We start from the raw sequence: 21,246 nt of genomic DNA on the forward strand, positions 1-21,246 counted from the left end.
TAGGCGATGCCCGTCGCGTCCGTGCCGCGCACTTGACACTCTCTGGCGAGCGTGTTCAAGATTTTGTTCTTCGTGTGGGTGCTCAGGCACTCCTTAAAATCGATTAAACCGAATAAACTGCACATATTATTCCTCCTCCGCGCCAGCAGTAACGGGTTCATTGACATATAAACGGCGTTCCTTGAGATACTGGATAAGTTCCGGCTCGGTGATTTCGTCAAGGAAATCAAACCAACTCATGTCCTGAACCTGACAGTCGGACATAGAAACAGCCACCTCGACGAGATGATTGACCATCTGCAGGGTGGCTTTGAGAGTGTTCAGCTTGAGCGTACCGCGGAACATGCGAATTTCCACAGTATCCGAGTTGGTAAGGTTGACCGCTGTGTAACGTCCGGCACACGAATTCTTTGCGAGGCTCATTTGCTCGGATGGCGTAAGACGGATTCCATACCGTGCCGCCCAGCGATTCATCTGGGACTGGGTGCGGCGGCTGAAGCGCAGCAGCTCTGCCCAGAATTTCTCTACAAAGTACAGCAACCGCGCAATCGCGGCTTCCTGCTGCTCATAAGTACAGCCAAAGGCCAGACGCGAAATGTGAACGTGAAGTCCGCAGGTTCCTGCCGCGTGGCTGAGGTACCCCATGCTCTGCGCTTTGCGGAGGACTTCCGCCCACGGCATTTCGTTCAAGTGGTACTCAAGCGTCATGGGATGAGTGACAAGCTCCATACCATCATCAAGACTGCCGTCAGTCTTGATGTACAGGTTTTCGGCGCTAGCGTTAGCGATGTCGAGCAACTTTTGAGCGTTATTGTTTACCGTGCCGCCGTTATCAATCTCCAGCTCAATGTCGAAGTGCCGCAGGCCCTTGCCGTGAAACACGAGATCGGGGGTGTAGTTGTATTCATGGATAATGTCGTTATGCTCGTCCCAGCAGGAGGAGCAGTAGACGTTGTCATCGTTATCCCAATAGGCACGGTCGCGGCTGATAATGCGGCCGCAGTCCTCACAGCGGATGTAATACTCATCAAAACAGTGATCGCAGAGCGTGTGTGTATCGTCCTCGACAGCATTTTCCTCATAAATTCGCTCGTTACAGTAGTCGCAGACTACGGTCAGACGGTCAGCACAGCTTTCACAAAGCCAGTCACCTTCTACTTGGTACATGGTATCGAGCGGGTGCTCGATACCACAATTAGCACAAATTCGAGTTTCTTTCATTGGTAATTCCTCCATTTCAGTTGGTTAACACTCCGAAGCTAACAGCATGGTGCTGTGCGTTTTGTCATCAATGACATACACTTTAGCATCTACCGCGCACTTACAATGCACATCAAGTTCATACCGATACGGCGGTTGTTCCTGTGTATGGACGATGTGCTGTCCCGTCGGCGTTTTCGTCAATGTGAACACTTGCAGATAATCTTTTTGTGAAGTCTGCATAGCAGCAATCATTTGCCACATGAGAAGCATCAAAGAGTCTGGTATTTCACCCTGCACGCCGCGTGTGGTATACTTTGGATTTTCAAACATAATTTCATCCTCAAAACGCGAAAATCCCACTGAAAGCATTTGCTCTCAGTGGGATTAGTGATGGATTTGCCCACAGCATTGTGGACAAACGGTACGGTTATTGACTTGTCGTGCATCTCTGCGGTATACCCGCTCGCCGCAGCGATCACAGAGCGTGGTATACTCCTCGGAGCAGGCGTGGCATAGCGCATCCCCGCCGAGAAGGATGCGCTGATTGATTGGCTTGCTCTTACCGCAGCAGAAGCAGGTAAAATAGTTTGGCTGCATTTTCTTCCTCCTATTATAATGATTTTAGACAGAAAGGGGATCGTACGACTCTTTCTGCATTTTGGTATTATACATAATAATATTATATCAATGAAATTCTGCTTGTTACTCTTTGTAGATATTGAATTCTCATGCACATCGCTATACAATATGCATATAGTAACTTGCCCTATAATTATAGCCGACAAAGGAGGAGAACACGCTATTGGATATTAATAATGTTTCATTGAATGGTTTAATTGAACACATACAGAAAGCTACTTCTGTTCGCCAAATTCAGAATATTTTCGAGCGAAAATTGGAAGAATTCCCTGTGCTACGGCCATATATCAATGATGTGTGGTCTTGGCTCAATACTCAGAGCACCATGTATAATAACCAAAAGCATTCATTAGCAGAAATCTTGTCTGAATTTATTAGTGCAGATATTATGGCGACTCTCATTATTGATCAAGTAAAGCACTATGATAATAAGCACGGGAATGATCATATTCCCAAGAACAGTGTAAGCGATTATACGATTTGGTTATTCGGCAATCAGTCGGAGATAAATTTAGTCAATCGTGCAAAACAATATGCACATATCAAGCGTTTGCTCAAGGATGAATCTAAGGATGTGCGATATTATCGTTCTTGGATGGAAAAAGATTTTTTGCGCATAAACTACTTGCTTTATAACTATGCAGATTGGCATGATTCTTCTACGCTTTTGTGGATAGCGTTGCTGCCAATATTGTACGGAAATCCTTGGTTCGTCTATTCGGTAGAAAAACATAGCAGCTTATATTCCTGCTTTCAATGGCCGGAGATAGCATGCGATGAGTCTGATAGTTTTATGGAAGGGTATAACAAGTTATCGAAGAAAAAGAAACAGAAGCTAGTCGATGACTTTGTGCATTTCTTAGGCCTCGGTGAGGATCGATGCGAAGATACTCTAGTGCAAATTCTTGCAGGACGTGCAACGGTCTATGGCGGCATAGAGATAGAATCCATCACTTCTCCGCCATATCAATTTGCAAAATATCCAGTCACACGCATGTTCTGGTACCATATTTATCGTGAATACGGAGACGGTGTAATCGATCAGTCTGAATTTCGATACGCGGTGGGTATGACGGCCATAATCGCATATATTAATAACATAATTCAATCTAATATTGATGTTATCCCTATGAATATTGATATAAACAGATCAATACCGTGGATTGAAGAAGCAAAGCGGCAAGCATTTTCTGCCGACAACAATACATGGGATATATTAAATCGATCTATTTACTGGTGTTATTCCCCTTTATTGCTTGAAACTTTAATAGATTGCACCCGAAAGCATGCGCTCGAAGTTTGTAATGATCAAGAGGATCTGGATAATGCTATAAAAAAATCCTTATCAGGTAATAAAAAGTCAGCATATCATTGTATATTTTCTTTTCTTTCAGATAGTAGTCCATGTGACACTATAGATACCGATCATGATGATCTCGAACTGGAAGATATCGTACCAGCGAGCATGTGCCCTGAAGATAGATATGTTCGTGATGCCAATCAACGATTCTGTCAAAAAGCGGAGCACATGGATATCTCCAAGTGCACAACCATAGAGGAATTGTTGAAAGATTCTCTATTAGACGCTGAAACCGTTATAAATGCTTCTCAGGTATGGTGGAGAGAGATTCATGAGCGCCCAGACTTTTCAAAGATAAAATCCGATTATAAGAAATTCTTGACTCAGCAACTAGGGTTGAGTGGTCGCGCAGACCGTACCTAAAGGATATATAGAATATAAGGCAACACTGCACAATTAAAGCTGCGGCGCTTTGTGCAAATTTTGTGTTCTGATTTTGTTCCGATTTCTTGCAATACGGCAAGTATTGCTACGAAACCGCGCTTCATCAGTACGCAAAATTCACTCATAAATCGCTCTGGTTCAATTATGCGGTATTGCCTTAGATAAAACGCAGGAGAAAATCGTGAAATAAGCGATTTTCTCCTGCGTTTGGCATATTAAGAACAAAAATACTTGCAATAACGTCTATTTTGTTCAACATTGAATCAAAAAGACTAAAAAATTATTTTGGTATGTTTTTTCTCGATCAGTTGCTAATATTTGAAGTTGATAACAAAAAGTTCCGAATTATGTTCACATCGTACTGTATTTCATGTAATAGCACTAAAAAATGCACATTTTATATATTTCCCGATGCGTGATATACTTTCCACATCACAAGGAGGTATCCAAAAATGAAAAACCGAAATTCCGCGGCTGACGCAGCCAACGCCTATTTGCGTATGGCGCAAGACCCGAACGCAGGAGAAAACTTTGCTGTTATCAGGGGTACGTATACGAAAAAGGGCAAGCCAATTGCCATTCTGATGACAAACGGCTGCAGGATTCGAATCGAAAGAGTATACGGAATCTGGAAGACAATGAGCCAATTCGGTCAGATTCATTATTCCGGAGGCGGTGACGATGAACTGCAGTTCGGTGCGTATCTAGACTGCACGGCTCCTGCACACTTCATCGTTCAGCCTTCAACACAATCGGTCGAAATGACATCGTTCGCTTCGAATCTGCTATTGGTCGCTTGGGCGGAAGACTATATCTTCATTCTTCACGCCGAATACAACAAATTCGCTCGCTTTTCATACACAAACAACCCCGCGCTGAAAGCCGAGATCGAACCGCTTCTCAATCAGAAATTGTGTGAATTATATCATTCGTGGGAACTGGAACGAGAGGAAAAGGAGGAGGATGCACATGTCGAATTTTCTGCGCGATGATCGAAATCCGACACTCGTTCGGAGTGATGATACACTCCAAGCCGAGCAATTGGATATTCAACCTGAAACCGCAGCATCACTTCGCTCTGATGTGGAGAATGCTTCTCTTTTGGAGCATTTTGATTCAGACGGAATATCTGATTTTGACCCGAACGATATTATGCTGCAGACGCTCTCTCGCCAGAGAGATGAACTGATTGCAGCGGGTGTTCTGCCGGATGAGCCGGATTTACCGGATTTATTCGGAGATGATGAACAGAATCAGAGCCCTGTTGCCTCCATCATAAAGCGTCCGCCGATGGTACAGGCTTCTGCCAGCTTGCTGGAGAATGAGTACGCCTTCACGCAATATATAAAAGGCCTCATACCGATGGCCATCGTTGATGAGCGATTGTACCTTTTCCAAGCGCCGTGCTATCGCTTACTCAGCGATCAAGCGATCATCACCGAAATCAAAGCCGCTCTCCCGCAAGATTTGCGGCGAGATGTTGCAATGTCGTTTTTAAAACGTACGATCACGCAACTCAAAACAGAAAAAGACCTCCAGATTGATTTACATGATGTAGAGTATGATCCATACGATGTGATTTTTGCGGATGGCATATACAACGTGAAGGATCAAACTATGCGTGATGGTCGCCCGGCAGATTATTATATCACTGCTAATGCAGTGAAATTCCGACCGAAAAAGTATAAAAGGATTAAAGCAAATGTCGCGGAACGTGCTGTAGTCGATGACTTTTTCGAGCAGGCCTCCGGCGGCGATAAGGAAATTGAGCGACTAATCTGGACTACGCTCGGCGTAATGTTGAGCACGGAAGCGAAGTTCAAAGCGTTCTTCTATCTATATGGCCCGCCGGATACCGGTAAGAGTCTGTTTGGCACCTTGGTGACGCGACTAATTGGCACGGAAAACTGCGCAAATATCATGCTGAATGAGGTCGGCGCAAAATATCATTGCGCAGAGCTGCAAGGCAAGCTAGCTAACATCAGCTTGGATCAGCCTTCGGTTATAATCAAAGATATTGGACTTTTCAAACAGCTGACGAGCGGCGGCAGCGATGTAGTAACAGCAGAGAAGAAATTTGGAGCACTCGGCCGGCTAGAATCGCGCTTCATTAAATTTCTGTTCGCAGGGAATCATCTTCCCCGTTTGCGTGAGACTGACGATGCCTTCTGGAGTCGTATGGTTCTGGTGCCGTTTGAAAATCAGATCAAGCGGGAAGAACGTGATCCGGATTTGTTAGATAAGCTGCTGAAACGATCTGATTATATCATTGGGCGGGCGCTCAAACATTATCGCAAATTTCTCGATGATAATATGCGTTTCCCAGCATGCCATCGTTCCGAAGAGTTAAAGAATGGTTTCGTTCCGGTCTCTTCCAATGAGAAGGTCCGTATGTTCGTAGACGAATGTTGCGAATTTGTGTCGAATGCTCAGGCAACGACGCATGAGCTTTTTGAGAGCTACTGCAACTTTTGCCTTCAAAACGGATATTCGTCCGGAACGCTGAAAGCATTTTCCCTCATTCTCAAGAACGAATTCCCACTGGAGACTTTCCGTGCCAACTCGCAGCGCGGCTACCGTGGTATTCAGTTAAAGTAAAAAAATGCGGCTGATCCGGCAAATCCGGCAGCAACTGATGATTTGTCGGATTGGTTCGCATCTAAAGTATACTATAATGATATATTATATATGTATATATGATACCAAGGAGGAAACTATTATGTACAAGGGTTTTGCTGAAGTGGATACCATTCCCAATACCCATAAGCGCCTGCGGGAGGAAGGATACCATGTATCGGTCTGCATGCTGCGCGGCTTAGTTCGCAGCGGTGCGCTGAAAGCCGCATATTCGGGCAATAAGGCACTGCTGTACTATCCGAATGTCATCAAGGTATTGCAGGAGGGTACTGAACCGCCCGAAGCAGTAAAGCGTCAGATTTTACGTCTGATGCAGCAGTAAGAAAGCAATGGGGGAGCGTACACCGGTTGCGTACGCTCCCTTGCCATGAGGAGGGATCAATATGGCAACTATTGAGCGAAAAGAAGGAAAACGTGGCGTAAGCTATCTGATTACCGTACATTGCGGATATGATTTGCACTATCGCAAGATACGGCATTATAAAACTTGGCGTGTTCCAGAGGGGTGGTCGGAAAAACGTGCCGAGCGGGAAGCACAGAAGATTGCTGTTGAGTTTGAACAGAAAATCCAGCAGGGCTTTCTGATCGACAATAAGCAGACCTTTGCTGAGTATGCGACCTATGTGATTGACTTAAAAGAAAGGACTGGCGTTAAGCACAGCACGATTCAGTCATATCGTTACTTGATGGGGCGAATTGTTCCGGTGATCGGGTATATGCGGTTGACAGATATTCGTCCGCAGCATTTGAATAATTTTTATAAAATGCTGATGGAGAAGGGCGTCCGCAGTAAAAAGCTGCGGGTACATACCAAGCTGGATTTAGGCGTATATCTGGAGAAGCATCATATATCGCGCAGTTTACTGGCAAAGCAGGCGCATGTTTCGCATACTACGGTAACGGTAGCCTGCCGCGGACAAAATATCCAGCTGGACAGTGCAGAGCGTATGGCAGAGGCATTGCAGGAACCATTGGACAAGCTCTTTATTGTCGGTAAGACAATGGAGCCGCTTTCCAATAAGACCATCAAGGAATATCATCGCTTTATTCGGGTGGTGCTGGCACAGGCCGAGCGGGAGATGCTGGTTCCATATAATGCAGCATCGCGGGCAACGCCGCCGAAGGTCAAGCGTAAAGAGGTCAATTACTTCCAGCCGGAGGTATTGGCAGAAATCCTCAAAGCGTTAGAGGAAGAACCATTGAAGTGGCGCATGATTACGCATTTGCTGATCATAACCGGCTGTCGCCGCGGTGAAATTATGGGCCTGAAGTGGAGTAAGGTCGATTGGGAGAATCATCGAATCAAGATCGACAGTAATCTGCTGTATGCCGGAGACTGCGGCCTGTATGAAGATACCACCAAGACGAGCAATGTTCGCTATATTCCGCTGCCAGACGAAACACTTCGGATGCTGCGCCGGTATCGCGCTGAACAGAATCAGCTGCGGTTGGTAAAAGGGGAGCACTGGAAGGATACTGACTTTGTGTTCACACAGGATAATGGCCTGCCGATGTATCCGGACAGCATTGGTTCATGGCTGACTAAGTTCAGCAAACGGCATAATCTGCCGCATATCAATCCGCATGCTTTTCGCCATACAGCAGCATCGCTGTTGATTGCGAATGGTATTGATGTGGTGACGATCGCCAATATGCTGGGCCACAGTCAGGTCAGCACAACGGATAATATCTATGCACATATTATCGAGGCTGAGCGCACCAAGGCCAGTGAATGTCTTGCTGATGTGATACTGCACACAAAACAGGGATAACAGCTGTGGGCTATACGGTAATCTGGTTATGCAAGAACATGAGAAAATGCCGAAACCTGTCTGAAACAGGCCGGTTTCGGCGATTTCCTTGGCTTGATGAAACTCGCTTTGAATAATATAATATAACTATAAGAGCCTAAGACAAAGCGGAAAAGCTAATGTTGAATATGCTGGAGGATGGATAATGGATAAAAGGAGAGTCGGTCAAATCAAAGAACGGTTTGACCTTGTAATACATAGCGATCAAGAAGCGGGTGTTGAATTTTGGTATGCACGCGATCTGATGTCGCTCCTCGGATATGAACGATGGGAGAACTTTGCGAAAGCAATCGTTCGTGCTATCGAATCCTGTGAAACAAGCGGGATAGCAGTGCAGGATCATTTTCGTGAGGTCACGAAAATGATAACTGTCGGCAAGGGAGCGCAGCGAGCAGTCAAGGACTATATGCTGACGCGCTATGCTTGCTATTTGATTGCACAGAACGGCGATCCGAAAAAAGAAGAAATTGCATTTGCACAGAGCTATTTTGCTGTTCAAACCCGCAAGCAGGAACTGATCGAAGAACGTATTTCTCTGATTGAGCGCACAGAGGCGCGCGGCAGATTGCGAGAATCGGAAAAGCGGCTTTCGCAGAACATTTATGAGCGCGGTGTAGATGATGCAGGATTCGGCCGTATTCGCTCTAAAGGCGATCAGGCGCTGTTTGGCGGTTATACGACACAGGAGATGAAAGAGCGGCTTGGCGTAAAGGACGGTCGCCCGCTGGCTGATTTTCTGCCGACACTTTCCATTGCAGCGAAGAACCTTGCGGCAGAAATGACCAATTACAACGTAGAGGAAAAAGACCTTCGAGGGGAACGTGATATTACCGGTGAGCACGTGCAGAATAATCGCTCCGTGCGGGATATGTTGGGACAGCGTGGTATTCAGCCGGAGAATCTGCCGCCTGCGGAAGATATTAAAAAGCTGGAGCGGCGTGTAAAATCTCAGGAAAAGAAACTGGCGGCACAGTCTGGAAAGCTGCCGGATAGCGAGGAGGGCTGTTGATAGAGCATAGTCTGCTGATTTGAAAAACCACTTTTAACAAAAGAGAGATAGAACAAAAGCCTCAGACGATAAAATGTCTGAGGCTTTTGCTATGTCCGCATGGACGGTAAATAGACGGTAAAAATTTTTTCTTCGATTTCTATTTGTACAGAAAATAAGAAAAACCGGTCATTTCTTACGAAATAACCGGTTGATCTGGTACGCCAGAAGGGATTCGAACCCCCGACCTTTTGGTTCGTAGCCAAACACTCTATCCAGCTGAGCTACTGGCGCATACACGATCTATTTTCTTTTGCTGTCGGCGTTTCGCTTTGTCGCTCTCGCTGACTGCCTTATTATAATATCACGGGTGGGCCCTGATGTCAACAATTATTTTCAGATTTTTTGAAAGTTTTTTCGGAAACCTGTTTTCGGCAAAACAAAGCCGCCTGTGGGGGAACAGGCGGCTATATACAGCAGAGAAGTTGGAGGTCTGCCATATACCTTATATTGCGTTTTATTCCTGCGGCGGAATGGTATCGAAGCCGACCTGCAGTTCTTCATCGGTGGGAACGTGGTTGCGCATGGTGCCAGTGTGATACGCCTCGTATGCTGCCATATCAAAGTAGCCGGTACCGGTCAGACCGAACAGAATGGTCTTAGCTTCGCCGGTCTCCTTGCACTTGAGTGCTTCGTCGATTGCGGCGCGGATGGCGTGGCTGGACTCTGGCGCCGGAAGAATGGTCTCCACCTTGGCGAACTGAACTGCTGCGTCAAATACGTCGGTCTGCTTGACCGAAACCGCCTCCATATAACCGTCGTGGTACAGCTTGGAGAGGATCGGGCTCATGCCGTGGTAGCGCAGACCGCCTGCGTGGTTGGGCGCGGGCATGAAGCCGTTGCCGAGCGTGTACATGCGGGCCAGCGGTGTAACGTGGCCGGTATCGCAGAAATCGTAAACGTACTTGCCGCGCGTGAAGGACGGGCAGGACGCAGGCTCAACCGCAATGATGCGCGGGTCAGCCTTGCCGAGCAGTTTATCCTGCATGAACGGGGAGATCAGGCCGCCGAGGTTGGAGCCGCCGCCGGCACAGCCGATTACGATATCCGGATACTCGTCGAGCATCTCCATAGCCTGCTTGCTCTCCAGACCGATGATGGACTGGTGCAGCAGCACCTGATTGAGCACGGAGCCGAGTACATAGCGGTAACCCTCGTGTGTAGTAGCTACTTCAACGGCCTCAGAAATCGCACAGCCGAGCGAACCGCCGGTGGTCGGATCGTGTGCCAGAATAGCGCGGCCTGCCTCGGTCGTATTGGACGGAGACGGCGTTACATTCGCGTCAAAGGTTTGCATGATGGCCTTGCGGAACGGCTTCTGCTCGTAGGAGACCTTAACCATGAATACCTTCAAATCCAGTCCGAAGTACGCGCATGCCTCAGAGAGTGCAGTACCCCACTGACCGGCACCGGTCTCGGTGGTAAGGCCCTTGAGGCCCTGTTCCTTGGCGTAGTACGCCTGTGCGATCGCGGAATTCAGCTTGTGGCTGCCCGAGGTGTTGTTGCCCTCAAACTTGTAGTAGATCTTAGCCGGGGTGTCCAGCGCCTTCTCCAGATTGTACGCGCGGCACAGCGGAGACGGACGGTACAGCTTATACATATCGAGCACCGGCTCGGGAATATCAATGTAGCGGGTGTCGTTGTCCAGCTCCTGGTGTGCCAGCTTTTGACAGAAGATGGGATACAGCGCTTCTTCCGGCAGCGGCTGGTGCGTGCCCGGATGAATCAGCGGGTCCGGCTTTTCCTTCATGTCCGCCCGCAGGTTGTACCACTGCTTGGGCATTTGGTCTTCGGTCAAATAAAGTCTGTGGGGGATCTTAGCCATGATGATTGCTCCTTTACAAATTTCAGATAGAGTGGAGAGATGGTGAATAGCTTCACTCTCAATTTGTTTTACAAAATAAAAGCTCCTGTCCCAGATTTCTCTTGGGACAGGAGCGAATACGCTCTTGCGGTACCACCCAGATTGACGCAAACTGCGTCCACTCTGCTCACACATCAAACAATGCGCGCTCCCCTGATAACGGGCGGAGTCCCCGTCGCAGTTACTTGGCCGAAGCCGTTCGCCTTGCCCTGCTGAAGTCCATTCACACGGTCCTTGCCTGCCGCAATCGCACCGCCTGCGGCTCTCTTGGAGGTTCGGTCTCCCTGCTACTCGTCTTCGTCATTGGTTTGTGTTGGTTTACTTGGTATGGTCACAGTATATTCGCAAAACAGTGGATTGTCAAGTGCGATTTGCGAAAAACAATATATTATTTCTGTTATAAATTATTATTATGAGAATAAAGGCCGCGGTATCGTCTTTTTCTGCGCACTGTGCTATAATGGGTAGCAGAATGAAAAAGCGGAAAGGACATGAGTGCAAATGCGGGTGATCGAGGGCGAAAACGAACTGCGGCAGACCTGTTCGCGGAGTGTGAGCGGCGGCATTGCGCTTTTGCGGTGCGAAACGCAGGACGATATTGTGCGTCTGCCGGATGAGATAGACGGTGTGCCTGTTACCGAGGTCGGCGCGTATGTACTCAGCGAGCGGGCCCCCGATCTGACAGGCAAGGACACGTTCGCTGTCCGTATTACCTGCGGCGGCACGGAGCCGAAGCACAATGCAGCGGCTATCCGCACGGTTACGCTCCCGAAGGATGCAAAAAGTGTTGGCAGTTATGCATTTTATAACTGCCGAAACCTTGAACGCATCGAACTGACGGATTCGGTGAGTGAGTTCGGCGGCGGTGCGCTGATGAACTGCATGAGCCTGCGCGAAGTCATCCTGCACGCCGCACCATCTGCGCCGACCTGCCTGCCCAGGCTGCTCGGCGAGTACGCAGGAGAACTCGATGTGCGGTTTGATGAGCACGCGCGGCTGCTGTTCCCCGAGTACGTCGAGGAACTGGAGGATCTCAGTCCGGCGCATATTTTTCAGCGGCGCATTCACGGTGCAGGATACAGCTACCGTCAGTGCTTTGACAGCGGTGTGCTGAATTTTCGGCAGTATGATGCTGCCCTGAGCGAACTGCTCGAGCGGCACGATTTTTCGGTCGCGGCACGCGTAGCCGTGCGGCGGCTTGCCGTACCGTTTGCGCTCTCGGATGCCGCAAAAGCGGACTATCTCGCGGTTTTACGCACCCACGGCGGCAATCTGGCGCAGTCCTGCGCCAAGGCAGGCGAGACCGCTGCCTTGACCTTCCTGCTGTCGCTCGGTGTGCTCTCTGCCGCCGATGTGGATGCCGCGTGCACGTCTGCCCGCGAAGCAGAGCAGACGGCAGCGCTGTCCGTTCTGCTGGCCGCTACGGGCAGAACCCAGTCCAAAGGACGGGCAAAATCGTTTGATCTATGATGCAAGATGAACCTGTGAGGTGATGTTTTCTATGTCGCAGTCCTCCCGCTGGACTTCTATCGGACGCGAAATCCTGTTTTCCGCCCGCACCGAACTGTACATGAACCTGCCGTTCCTCGATTCCGCGCTGGCGGCGCTTCCTGCGGCAGACGGTTACGATACACCCACGCTCGCTACCGACACGCGCGTGCTGTTTTTCAGCGGTGCCTGGCTGGCGCAGCAGTACGAGCGCTCCCGCGCGAACGTCAACCGCGCCTATCTGCACACGCTGTTCCACTGTCTGCTGCGCCATCCCGGAAAGACACGCGGACGCGATGCCGATCTGTGGGATCTGTCGTGCGATATTGCAGTCGAAAGCATGCTGGATTCACTGGATTACCGCTGCCTGCAGGCTGAAAAGGTGTCAGTTCGGCGGCAGAATATCTACCGTGAACTGCAGGACGAGCTGCCGGTCCTGACGGCTGAGGCGGTCTATCGCCACTTTCGCCGCACGCGGCTGAATTCGTATGACTGTGCCACGCTCACGCGCGTGTTTGCGGCAGACGAGCACACGCTGTGGTACAAGGAGGACGACGATCAGCAGGAGCGCCGCTGGCAGCAGCAGGCCGAGCGCACGCAGACCGCGATGGAGACGGTTTTCGCGAACAAGGCGGAAGGCGGTCAGGCTGTGCGGGAGCAGCTTGCCGTTTCCACCCGCAAAACGACTGATTTCCGCGCGTTCCTGCGCCGGTTTGCTGCTCTGCGGGAGGAGGTCTCGGTGGATGCGGATTCGTTCGACTACGGCTATTACGCCTACGGACTGCGTCATTTCGGAAATATGCCGCTGATCGAGCCGTTAGAAACGCGGGAGGTGCGGAAAATAGAGGATTTCGTCATCGCTATCGATACCTCGATGTCCACCTCGGGTGAACTCGTGCGTGCGTTCCTCAGCCGCACCTATGAGCTTTTGCAGGAGAACACCAGCTTTTTCCGGCATTTCAACCTGCGTATTCTGCAGTGCGATGATCAGCTGCGTTCGGACAAAAAGGTGACAAATGCGCGGGAACTTGCGGAATATATGGAGCATTTTGAACTGATCGGTCAGTCTGCGACCGATTTTCGTCCGGTTTTCGAGCACGTTGACCGCTTAAATGCCGAAGGCGCGTTCCGCCATCTGCGCGGCCTGCTGTACTTCACGGACGGACTCGGCATCTATCCGAAAAAACGTCCGAAGTACGATGCGGCGTTTGTCATGCTCGAAGGCGAAGCCTATCCGGATAAGGTGCCGTCCTGGGGGATTCGAGCGGTAATCAGTGAGGATGCGTTGGCCGTAGAATGAAAGTAGAATGAAAAAGGACGCTTTACGCGTCCTTTCAGTCTGTCAAAAAAGTATTATTTTAATTTTTACGTTTCGTGCGGCAGCACGCATAAAATAGAATTTGCGAAGCAAATTCATAAATTCCGGGAGCATGTATCTCGGAATTTATACAAGGGAAGAAAAAATGTGCCCGCAGGGCGCGGTTTTTCTTCAGTATTCGCTCGAAAGCGTGGTTTCGAGCGAGAGGCTGCTCGAAAAACGATAGTTTTTTGACAGCATCAAAAAGGACGCTTTACGCGTCCTTTTTTGCAGATCGGTTATTTTTCACCCATTCGGCAATCGTCTGCTTGACCTTCTTTATCTGCAGCGGCTTTGCCAGATGGGCATTCATGCCTGCGGCGAGGCACTTCTGTGCATCCTCGTAAAAGGCATTTGCGGTCATGGCGATGATGGGCAGCGTTTTCGCGTCCGGGCGGTTGAGCGAGCGAATGGTCTTCGCAGCGTCAATGCCGTTCATCACAGGCATCATTATATCCATGAGAACCGCGTCGAAGGTGTCCGGCGGATTGTTCTGCACGATTTCCACAGCCTGTTTGCCGTCCGTGACGACGGTTACGGTTGCTCCCTCGTCGGTCAGCAGGATCTGTGCGATTTCGGCGTTGAGGGCATTGTCCTCGACGAGCAGCAGCCTGCAGCCTGCAATGCTGATATCCGGCGCGGCATGTGCGTCCGGTGTCTGCTCGGGAGACGGTGCAATTTCAAACGGCAGGGTGATCACGAAGGTGGAGCCGACGCCAAGCTGACTCGTGACCGCAATCGAGCCGCCCATCCGGTCGACAAGCTCCTTGGTGATGGTCATGCCGAGACCGGTGCCGTGATAATAGCTGCGCGCGTCCTGCTTTTCCTGCGTGAACGGTTCAAAAATATGGTCAACAAAGTCCGGACTCATGCCGATACCCGTATCCGAAATCGTCCAGCGGTAGATGCATTTGCCGTCCTGTTCACCGAGCGAGTCCGTACGGGTGGTGATTTTACCGCCGGGACGGTTGTATTTAATGCAGTTGCTGTAAATATTGAGGAAAATCTGCCGCAGATGCAGCGGACTGCCGTAAATATACGGGTACGGAATGATGCATTTGTCCTTTTCGTACTCCCACTCAATGCCGGCTTCTTCGGCGCGGCCGACGATAATGGTAATGATATCGCGGGTCAGCTCCACCAGGCTGATACGTTCGTGAGTAAGGACGGTCGTGCCCTCCTCCAGCTTGCTCATCTGCAGCACATCGTTGATGAGCGACAGCAAGTGATTGGCGGAAATCTGCATTTTTTTGTGATTTTCCAGCAGCAGCGCCTTGTCATCAAAGTGGGTTTCGTCCACCTGCAGCAGACCGATAATGCCGTTGAGCGGTGTGCGGATATCGTGACTCATGCGCGAGAGAAATTCGGTTTTGGTGCGGTTCGCAATGCGCATTTCATCGAAGGCGGCCTGCAGACGGGCGTTCTCCTGCTCGTCGCGGGCGTGCATCTGCGAGGTATCCTGCAGCAGGATAATCGCCGTGACCATCGGCATTTCGGCATTGATTTCCGGATCAAACACGGTAGTCTGCGTCATCAGCACGGTTTTCTGTACCCAGCGGATAGCGCCGTCATCCTCCTGCACGCAGTACTCCACCGTGATGTGTTTTTCACCGGCGGCAAAGCGCTTGAGCAGACGGGCACTGGTATCTGCCGTGCGGTAGCTGCCGAGTGTTGCCGGTGTGACGCGCTTGCGGTACTCGTCGCAGTAGTCGCGGTAGGAGCAGGGAAGCGGGTAGTCGAGGAACAGCGCCCGGTCCGAATCACTCTTGCCCGCAGGTGAAATGTTGCGCTCGAGGGTGTCGCGCGTGAGGTTTACCGTGTAGATTGTGCCCGCCATATCGAGCAGCGCGTCCACATAGCTGTCGTTCTCGAGGATAGACTGCTTTAGCTGCTCGTAGTACAGCGTCAGCTGCTCCTTCGGGTCGATGGCTTGGTCGGCGTTCAGCCGGATGGTCTCGAACGCGAGGATAAAGTGGTGCAGCACACCGGCTTCATCCCAGTCAATCGGAAGAACGGTCAAACGGCTGTAGCGGCTTTCATCGGCCGCGTTGTACTGCAGTTCGAGGGTATCCTCTGCGCTGTGCAGGCTGCGCTGCAGTACGTCAAGCTGCAGCGCAGAACGGACGCGGCTGCGCTCACTTTTAGCAGCCTGTTCCTCGGCAATCTGCTCGACGGCGCCGGTGTAGCTGCCGTCCGATGCCAGAAAAAAGCTCTCGCACGCGCGGATGGTGCGGTAGGTGTCCAGACGCGCATCGCAGTACAGGCAGTCGGAAAAGCTGCGGTGCAGGCGGTTGACCTGCTTCAGCAGCTGAAAATCCAGCCGCTTTTCGGCGGCGGCTTCCTCGCGCTTGACGTGGTTTTTGTTGATGTACATGTTTTTGTCCGCAAGGTCAAACAGATCGCGCATATTGCTGTCCGGATTGTCCGATGCAAGCGCAAAGCCGACTGCATAGCTGAGCGGCGTATCCGGATGCTGTCGGGACTCCTCAGCAAGCTGTTTACGGACATGGGAAAGCAATTTCTGCAGCGCATCGGCATCCGGTCCGTGCGTTACCGCGAGAAACTCATCGCCGCCTGCACGGCCGACAAAATGCTCCTCGGGCATGGCCGCACGCAGCGCGACCGCAAATCGCCGGATGTATGCGTCACCGGCCTCATGGCCCATGCTGTTGTTGATGCGGCGCAGATTATTCAGGTCAAAGCTGCACACGCCGGTTTCTGGCGCAGGCGGCGTCGGATCGTCGAGCAGCTCCTCGCACTTGTTCTTGTTGGGCAGGCCGGTCGCGGCATCCAGATAGACCTTATGCTGCAGAGCGCGGTTCATCGCAGCCGTGCGCAGCGCCTGAAACAGCTGGTAGCCGATCAGCAGCATGAGCACAACGATATCCGCGGTGATGTACTTCTCCAGAGCGGAAAGCGAGGTTGCCTTGCGCTGTGAGTATGCCTCTGCCAGACCGGTCGCGTCGTCGCAGATGCCGAAAAAGGTTTCGCTGATGGGAATGATGTCTGTGTTATTTGAGCCGACTGCGCGCACGCGGCCTATCTCCTGCTTGAGTGCTTGAAAATAGTCGTCCAGCTCCTGCATTTTGCTTTGGAAGGCATCATTGTTCAGCCGCACGAGGCTGAGCTCGTCGCTGCCGAAGCGCAGTCCGTCGATAAACGCGTCAATATCTGCGATCATGCCGTCCTGTGGCTGACCGGAGATTTCCAGCTTGACGATACGCTGGGTCTTGCCGCGCACGAGTCCGGCGTAGTTGATGATACGCGCGGTGCCCTGAATACCGGAAACGAGGTTCATCATCCAGACAATCAATATAGCCAGCACGACTGCCAGCGCGCCAATGGCGGCGTTGACGATGCCGGTGCTTTTCTTTTTGGGGTTGCCAGCCATGTGCAATGACCTCCTTGCAGGCTGTCGAATTTTGTCGAACAAATTAGACGGGTGAGAATATATAAAATCATTATATCGTGAAAAGGGAACAGATGCAATGACAGAAGCGGAGAATCACGCGCTTCACAGAGATATCCACAGACTTGTGGATACATTGCCGATTTTGTGCTATAATGCAGAAAAAGCAATCGGAGGAACAGAGGATGAAGCTGCGTTATATGATTATCGGTGCCGGTGGCGTTGGCGGACCGGTAGGCGCGTATTTGAGCAAATCCGGTGCGGATACCACGCTTATTGCACGCGGAAAGCATCTTGCGGTCCTGCAGGAGCACGGCTTGACGCTTGTATCCGGAGAAAATGAGCGCGAGAGCATTCCGGTCAAGGCGATCGACATGGACGGCTTTCTTGCCGCGAGGGAACAGGGCGCTCCCGCGCCGGATGTGATTTTCGTGTGTGTCAAGGGATACTCTCTCGCGGATACCGTACCGTTCATCCGCAAGGCAGCAGGCAGGGACACGGTAGTTATTCCGGTGCTCAACATCTACGGCACGGGCCGTGCCCTGCAGGCGGAGCTGCCTGAGCTGCTCGTCACGGACGGCTGCATCTACATTTCGGCCAACAGGATTGCGCCGGGCGTCATTCAGAAGCACGGTGCGATCTGCCGTATCGTGTACGGACTGCCGAGCCACAAGACCGATCATCCAGTGCTGCAGCAGGTCGAGACTGACCTCAAAAACGCCGGAATTGACCCGGTTTATTCTCCGTATGTCGAGCGCGACACGCTGCTCAAATTTGCGTATGTGTCGCCGAATGCGGCCTGCGGACAGTATTATCACGCGAAAGCTGCGGAAATGCAGCATCCGGGCGAGGTGCGCGACAGCTTTGTACGCCTGATGAAAGAGGTCGTTGCGCTGGCGGACAAGATGGGTATTCCGCTGGAGAGCAGGCCGGGGGAGCTGGTCGAGCGCAACCTGCGCATTCTGGATGCGCTTGCACCGACCGCGTCTACCTCTATGCAGCGCGATATGGAAGCCGGCAAGCAGTCCGAGGTGGATGGTTTGATTTATCAGGTTGTGCGTCTGGCGGAGCAGTACGGCGTGGATGTGCCGGAGTATCGCAAAATCGCAGAGGCGGTAAAAAAACAGACGGAAAATAAGTGAAAACGGCAAAGACCCGGAATCTTCCGAAAAAGATTCCGGGTCTTTGCGCTATAGGTGGTGATGCTGTTTCGACTGTCATTGTCAATAACGACAATTTCACTGCATACCGTCCGACAAACGGTGACATTCGCAATCCTTTTCGAGCGCCTGAAGCTGCTGCTCCATGGTCGGCACCTCGCACTTGCCGGTGCGGATGGCCTCGAGCACGACCTCGGGCGACGCAGGAACCTTATTGATGCGCACGCCGATGGCACGCGACACGGCGTTGAGAATCGCCGGTGTGACGGGCACGGTCGCAACCTCGGAAATGCCTTTTGCGCCGAACGGGCCCTGCGGTTCCGGGTCCTCGATTAAAATAATCTCGTAATCCGGCGTATCCTCGGCACGCGGCAGACCCAGCTGACGGTACAGCGTCTTGACCGGATAGCCGTTTTTCGTCGGATATCCCTCGGTCAGTGCGTAGCCCTGTCCCATCGAGCAGGAGCCGTGCATCTGTCCCTCGATGATATGCGGATTGATGGCGCGGCCGACATCGTGTGCCGCGATGATTTTGAGCAGCCGGACCTCGCCGGTTTCTTTGTCTACCTCGACAATAGCGGCCTGCGTGGCATATGCATATGCCGGGAAATTGCGGTATTTTGCACCGCGCTGCTTTGCGCCCTCAAAATCGCCGATGGCAAAGCAGGGGTCGGATGCATAATAGTATTCCGCGCGGCGTTCTTCGCCCGGCCGCCACGGACGGCTGTCTAAATCCTGCTTGAGCTTGACGCACGCCTCATATACCGCACGGCCGCCGCACAGCGTCTGACGCTCGGAAACCGACTCACCGGTGGGGATAGTCAGCTCGGTGTCGCCGTTGGTGATGTAAATATTTGCGATATTCATGCCGAGCGTTTCCGCCGCGATCTGCGTCATGGCTGTGCGGAAGCCCTGTCCCATATCCGTGCCGGAAACGATCATGTGCAGGCGGCCGTCGCCCTGCAGAATCAGCTTGCACGCGCCGTCATCGGTGAAAATACCCTTGCCGACACCGACATTCTTAAAGCCCGAGGCCATGCCCCATCCAAGTACCTTGCTGCCCTTGGGATACTGGCCTTCGTATTCCTTGAGTGCTTTTCGCAAACTTTTTTCGCATTGATTGATGGTATCCATCATACCCATGCTGTATTTGAGCACCTCACCGCCGACCGAGGTCGCACCCGGATAGACGGCATTGCGCCGGCGCAGTTCAAACGGGTCAATACCCAGCTTTTCCGCCATCATATCCATCGAGGTCTCAATCGAAATCGCCGCCTGATTGATGCCGTAGCCGCGAAACGCGCCGCCCTGCAGATTATTGTTTCGGATCGCCGAGCCTTCCACCTTGACATTGGGAATGATGTACGGGCCGCCGCTCATCAGCGCGCCGGTCATCAGCGTGCCGTAGCTTTCGCACTCGTACGGTCCGCCGTCCGAGAACATCCGGCAGTCCAGATACTGGAACTTGCCGTCCGGCGTAAAGCCGATCTCGTAATCCGTATGGTAGCCGTGGCGTTTGGTGGTGAGGATCAAATCCTCCTTGCGCGTCAGTGTAATCTTGACCGGCTTGCCGCAGGCGTGAGCGGCAACAACCGCCGGTGCTTCGAGAAATGAGTCGCATTTTTTACCGAAGCCGCCACCGAGCGGCGTTACGATAACGCGGATATCCTCCTCAGGCTTGTCCAGAATCTTTGCCAGCATACTGCGGATTTCAAACGGCGCCTGTGTGCAGGAATAGAGGATCGTTTTGCCGTCCTGCACCATGCTGATAGCCGAAACCGGCTCCATGCAGGCGTGCTCCTGCGGTTCAATATCCTTGGAGACGTTGAGCTTGACAATGTCCGTCCGCTGCTTTGCCTGCTCCACATCGCCGCTGACGCGGCCGGTGTGCACGATGAAGCTGTTTTTGCGGTAGCCGTCCGCCATGGTGTAGATACCGGGCAGTTCTTCATAGTCGATTTTGACCAGCTTGACGGCCGCTCTCGCGTGCGCCGCCGTATCCGCGACAACCAGCGCCAGATGGTCACCGAGAAACCGCACCTCATCCGTGCAAAAGACCGGCTGCTCCGGTGTCCATGTGCCGACCTTGTTCATGCCGGGCACGTCAGCCGCCGTCACGATGCGCACCACGCCTTCTGCCTGTTCGGCGGCGGAGTAGTCCACCGCGTTGATCTTTGCGTGCGGTGCCGGCGCCCAGACAAATGCACCATGCAGCAGGGTATCCGCGCCGATGTCCTCCGCGGTGAGGTCGTCGCAGAATTTCAGTTTGCCGCCGGTCTTGTCCATGCCGTCTACATCCCAGACCGACTTACCGACCGCGGAACCGGTGATTTCGGGCACGACCTGATTTTCACCAACCACAATAACCGTGCTTTCATGGCTGCGGAAGCTGTCAATATCCGGATCTTCCCCGCGCAGCCGCGCCGCTGCCAGCTTGACCGCCTCGATAATCTTGACATAGCCGGTGCAGCGGCAGTAGTTGTTTTTCAGTCCGTCGTAGATTTCCGGCTCGGTCGGAGCCGGATGGTGCAGCAGCAGCGCTTTTGTCGCCATCACCATGCCCGGTGTGCAGAAGCCGCACTGCACGGCGCCGACATCAAGAAACGAGTGCTGAATCACCTGCAGCATGGTGTCGTTCGGTGCGTTTTCGATGGTCTCGACGGCTTTGCCGTCCAATCGGTGCACGAGCGTCACGCACGAGCGTGTCAGCCTGCCGTCCACCAGTACGCTGCACGCGCCGCAGTGACCGGTGCTGCAGGCTTCTTTTGTGCCCTTCATGCACTTTACATTGCGGAGATATTCGAGCAATGTGCGGTTTTCGCCGTCTTCTATTTCAATTTGTGTGCCATTGAGCGTAAATCGTAGCATGGGATTTCGCCCTCCTGC

At 51.9% G+C, this 21,246-nt stretch carries 15 protein-coding genes and 1 tRNA gene; 9 read left to right on the plus strand and 7 right to left on the minus strand.

Features of this window, described 5'->3' with window-relative positions:
- Positions 1-126: 126 nt before the first annotated feature.
- Genes PG722_RS11065 through PG722_RS11075 form a run of 3 tightly spaced genes read right to left on the minus strand, consistent with a single transcriptional unit; the run spans position 127 to position 1,800 of the window.
- Entirely contained in the window at positions 127-1,221 is a 1,095-nt protein-coding gene (locus PG722_RS11065; protein ID WP_270580560.1) for an amidoligase family protein, read from the minus strand.
- 24 nt (positions 1,222-1,245) lie between these two features.
- Positions 1,246-1,563: a DUF960 family protein gene (locus tag PG722_RS11070; RefSeq protein WP_270580561.1), complete on the minus strand. Its 318-nt coding sequence runs from the start codon at positions 1,561-1,563 to the stop codon at positions 1,246-1,248.
- A 24-nt stretch (positions 1,564-1,587) separates the two neighbouring features.
- On the minus strand, positions 1,588-1,800 hold the full coding sequence (locus PG722_RS11075) for a hypothetical protein (RefSeq protein ID WP_270580562.1): 213 nt from the start codon (positions 1,798-1,800) through the stop codon (positions 1,588-1,590).
- 205 nt (positions 1,801-2,005) lie between these two features.
- On the opposite strand from PG722_RS11075, the gene PG722_RS11080 reads away from it, so the two are divergent.
- From PG722_RS11080 to dinD, 6 genes are all read left to right on the plus strand, one after another.
- On the plus strand, positions 2,006-3,565 hold the full coding sequence (locus PG722_RS11080; protein ID WP_270580563.1) for a hypothetical protein: 1,560 nt from the start codon (positions 2,006-2,008) through the stop codon (positions 3,563-3,565).
- 473 nt (positions 3,566-4,038) lie between these two features.
- Positions 4,039-4,578: a hypothetical protein gene (locus tag PG722_RS11085; RefSeq protein ID WP_270580564.1), complete on the plus strand. Its 540-nt coding sequence runs from the start codon at positions 4,039-4,041 to the stop codon at positions 4,576-4,578.
- Complete coding sequence (locus tag PG722_RS11090) at positions 4,556-6,184, plus strand: DNA primase family protein (protein WP_270580565.1); 1,629 nt, start codon at positions 4,556-4,558, stop codon at positions 6,182-6,184. Before PG722_RS11085 ends, PG722_RS11090 begins: the two co-directional genes overlap by 23 nt.
- 121 nt (positions 6,185-6,305) lie before the next feature.
- Positions 6,306-6,545: a hypothetical protein gene (locus PG722_RS11095; RefSeq protein ID WP_118361329.1), complete on the plus strand. Its 240-nt coding sequence runs from the start codon at positions 6,306-6,308 to the stop codon at positions 6,543-6,545.
- Between the two features lie 61 nt (positions 6,546-6,606).
- Positions 6,607-7,995, plus strand: coding sequence for a tyrosine-type recombinase/integrase (locus tag PG722_RS11100; protein WP_270384636.1), 1,389 nt, complete (start codon positions 6,607-6,609; stop codon positions 7,993-7,995).
- Between the two features lie 184 nt (positions 7,996-8,179).
- Positions 8,180-9,043 carry a DNA damage-inducible protein D gene (gene dinD / locus PG722_RS11105; protein WP_270384637.1) on the plus strand — a complete coding sequence of 288 codons (864 nt, stop codon included), beginning with the start codon at positions 8,180-8,182 and terminating at the stop codon, positions 9,041-9,043.
- Positions 9,044-9,239: 196 nt separating this feature from the next.
- Here the strand turns inward: dinD and PG722_RS11110 are convergent.
- A tRNA-Arg gene (locus PG722_RS11110) sits at positions 9,240-9,316 on the minus strand.
- Between the two features lie 223 nt (positions 9,317-9,539).
- Positions 9,540-10,907 carry a TrpB-like pyridoxal phosphate-dependent enzyme gene (locus PG722_RS11115; RefSeq protein WP_270580566.1) on the minus strand — a complete coding sequence of 456 codons (1,368 nt, stop codon included), beginning with the start codon at positions 10,905-10,907 and terminating at the stop codon, positions 9,540-9,542.
- A gap of 540 nt (positions 10,908-11,447) precedes the next feature.
- Here PG722_RS11115 and PG722_RS11120 point away from each other — a divergent pair.
- On the plus strand, positions 11,448-12,416 hold the full coding sequence (locus tag PG722_RS11120) for a leucine-rich repeat protein (protein WP_270580567.1): 969 nt from the start codon (positions 11,448-11,450) through the stop codon (positions 12,414-12,416).
- Positions 12,417-12,447: 31 nt separating this feature from the next.
- Positions 12,448-13,734 (plus strand): vWA domain-containing protein, encoded by a 1,287-nt coding sequence (locus PG722_RS11125; RefSeq protein WP_270580568.1) that lies wholly within the window; start codon positions 12,448-12,450, stop codon positions 13,732-13,734.
- A 271-nt stretch (positions 13,735-14,005) separates the two neighbouring features.
- Here the strand turns inward: PG722_RS11125 and PG722_RS11130 are convergent, their stop codons facing one another.
- Positions 14,006-17,182, minus strand: a complete 3,177-nt coding sequence (locus PG722_RS11130; RefSeq protein WP_270580569.1) for an ATP-binding protein — start codon at positions 17,180-17,182, stop codon at positions 14,006-14,008.
- A 203-nt stretch (positions 17,183-17,385) separates the two neighbouring features.
- Here PG722_RS11130 and PG722_RS11135 point away from each other — a divergent pair, with 203 nt between their 5' ends.
- Complete coding sequence (locus PG722_RS11135; RefSeq protein WP_270580570.1) at positions 17,386-18,342, plus strand: ketopantoate reductase family protein; 957 nt, start codon at positions 17,386-17,388, stop codon at positions 18,340-18,342.
- Between the two features lie 96 nt (positions 18,343-18,438).
- Here the strand turns inward: PG722_RS11135 and PG722_RS11140 are convergent, their stop codons facing one another.
- Positions 18,439-21,228 carry a molybdopterin-dependent oxidoreductase gene (locus tag PG722_RS11140; RefSeq protein WP_270580571.1) on the minus strand — a complete coding sequence of 930 codons (2,790 nt, stop codon included), beginning with the start codon at positions 21,226-21,228 and terminating at the stop codon, positions 18,439-18,441.
- Positions 21,229-21,246 lie beyond the last annotated feature (18 nt).

Source organism: Butyricicoccus sp. OF27-2pH9A (assembly GCF_027693185.1).
Lineage (GTDB): Bacteria > Bacillota > Clostridia > Oscillospirales > Butyricicoccaceae > Agathobaculum > Agathobaculum butyriciproducens.

Coding starts and splice junctions, on each gene's coding strand:
- dinD (WP_270384637.1), top strand. CDS start 8,180: ATGGATAAAAGGAGAGTCGGTCAAATCAAAGAACGGTTTGACCTTGTA.
- PG722_RS11140 (WP_270580571.1), bottom strand. CDS start 21,228: ATGCTACGATTTACGCTCAATGGCACACAAATTGAAATAGAAGACGGC.
- PG722_RS11125 (WP_270580568.1), top strand. CDS start 12,448: ATGTCGCAGTCCTCCCGCTGGACTTCTATCGGACGCGAAATCCTGTTT.
- PG722_RS11095 (WP_118361329.1), top strand. CDS start 6,306: ATGTACAAGGGTTTTGCTGAAGTGGATACCATTCCCAATACCCATAAG.
- PG722_RS11090 (WP_270580565.1), top strand. CDS start 4,556: ATGTCGAATTTTCTGCGCGATGATCGAAATCCGACACTCGTTCGGAGT.
- PG722_RS11120 (WP_270580567.1), top strand. CDS start 11,448: ATGCGGGTGATCGAGGGCGAAAACGAACTGCGGCAGACCTGTTCGCGG.
- PG722_RS11100 (WP_270384636.1), top strand. CDS start 6,607: ATGGCAACTATTGAGCGAAAAGAAGGAAAACGTGGCGTAAGCTATCTG.
- PG722_RS11075 (WP_270580562.1), bottom strand. CDS start 1,800: ATGCAGCCAAACTATTTTACCTGCTTCTGCTGCGGTAAGAGCAAGCCA.
- PG722_RS11065 (WP_270580560.1), bottom strand. CDS start 1,221: ATGAAAGAAACTCGAATTTGTGCTAATTGTGGTATCGAGCACCCGCTC.
- PG722_RS11135 (WP_270580570.1), top strand. CDS start 17,386: ATGAAGCTGCGTTATATGATTATCGGTGCCGGTGGCGTTGGCGGACCG.
- PG722_RS11130 (WP_270580569.1), bottom strand. CDS start 17,182: ATGGCTGGCAACCCCAAAAAGAAAAGCACCGGCATCGTCAACGCCGCC.
- PG722_RS11085 (WP_270580564.1), top strand. CDS start 4,039: ATGAAAAACCGAAATTCCGCGGCTGACGCAGCCAACGCCTATTTGCGT.
- PG722_RS11115 (WP_270580566.1), bottom strand. CDS start 10,907: ATGGCTAAGATCCCCCACAGACTTTATTTGACCGAAGACCAAATGCCC.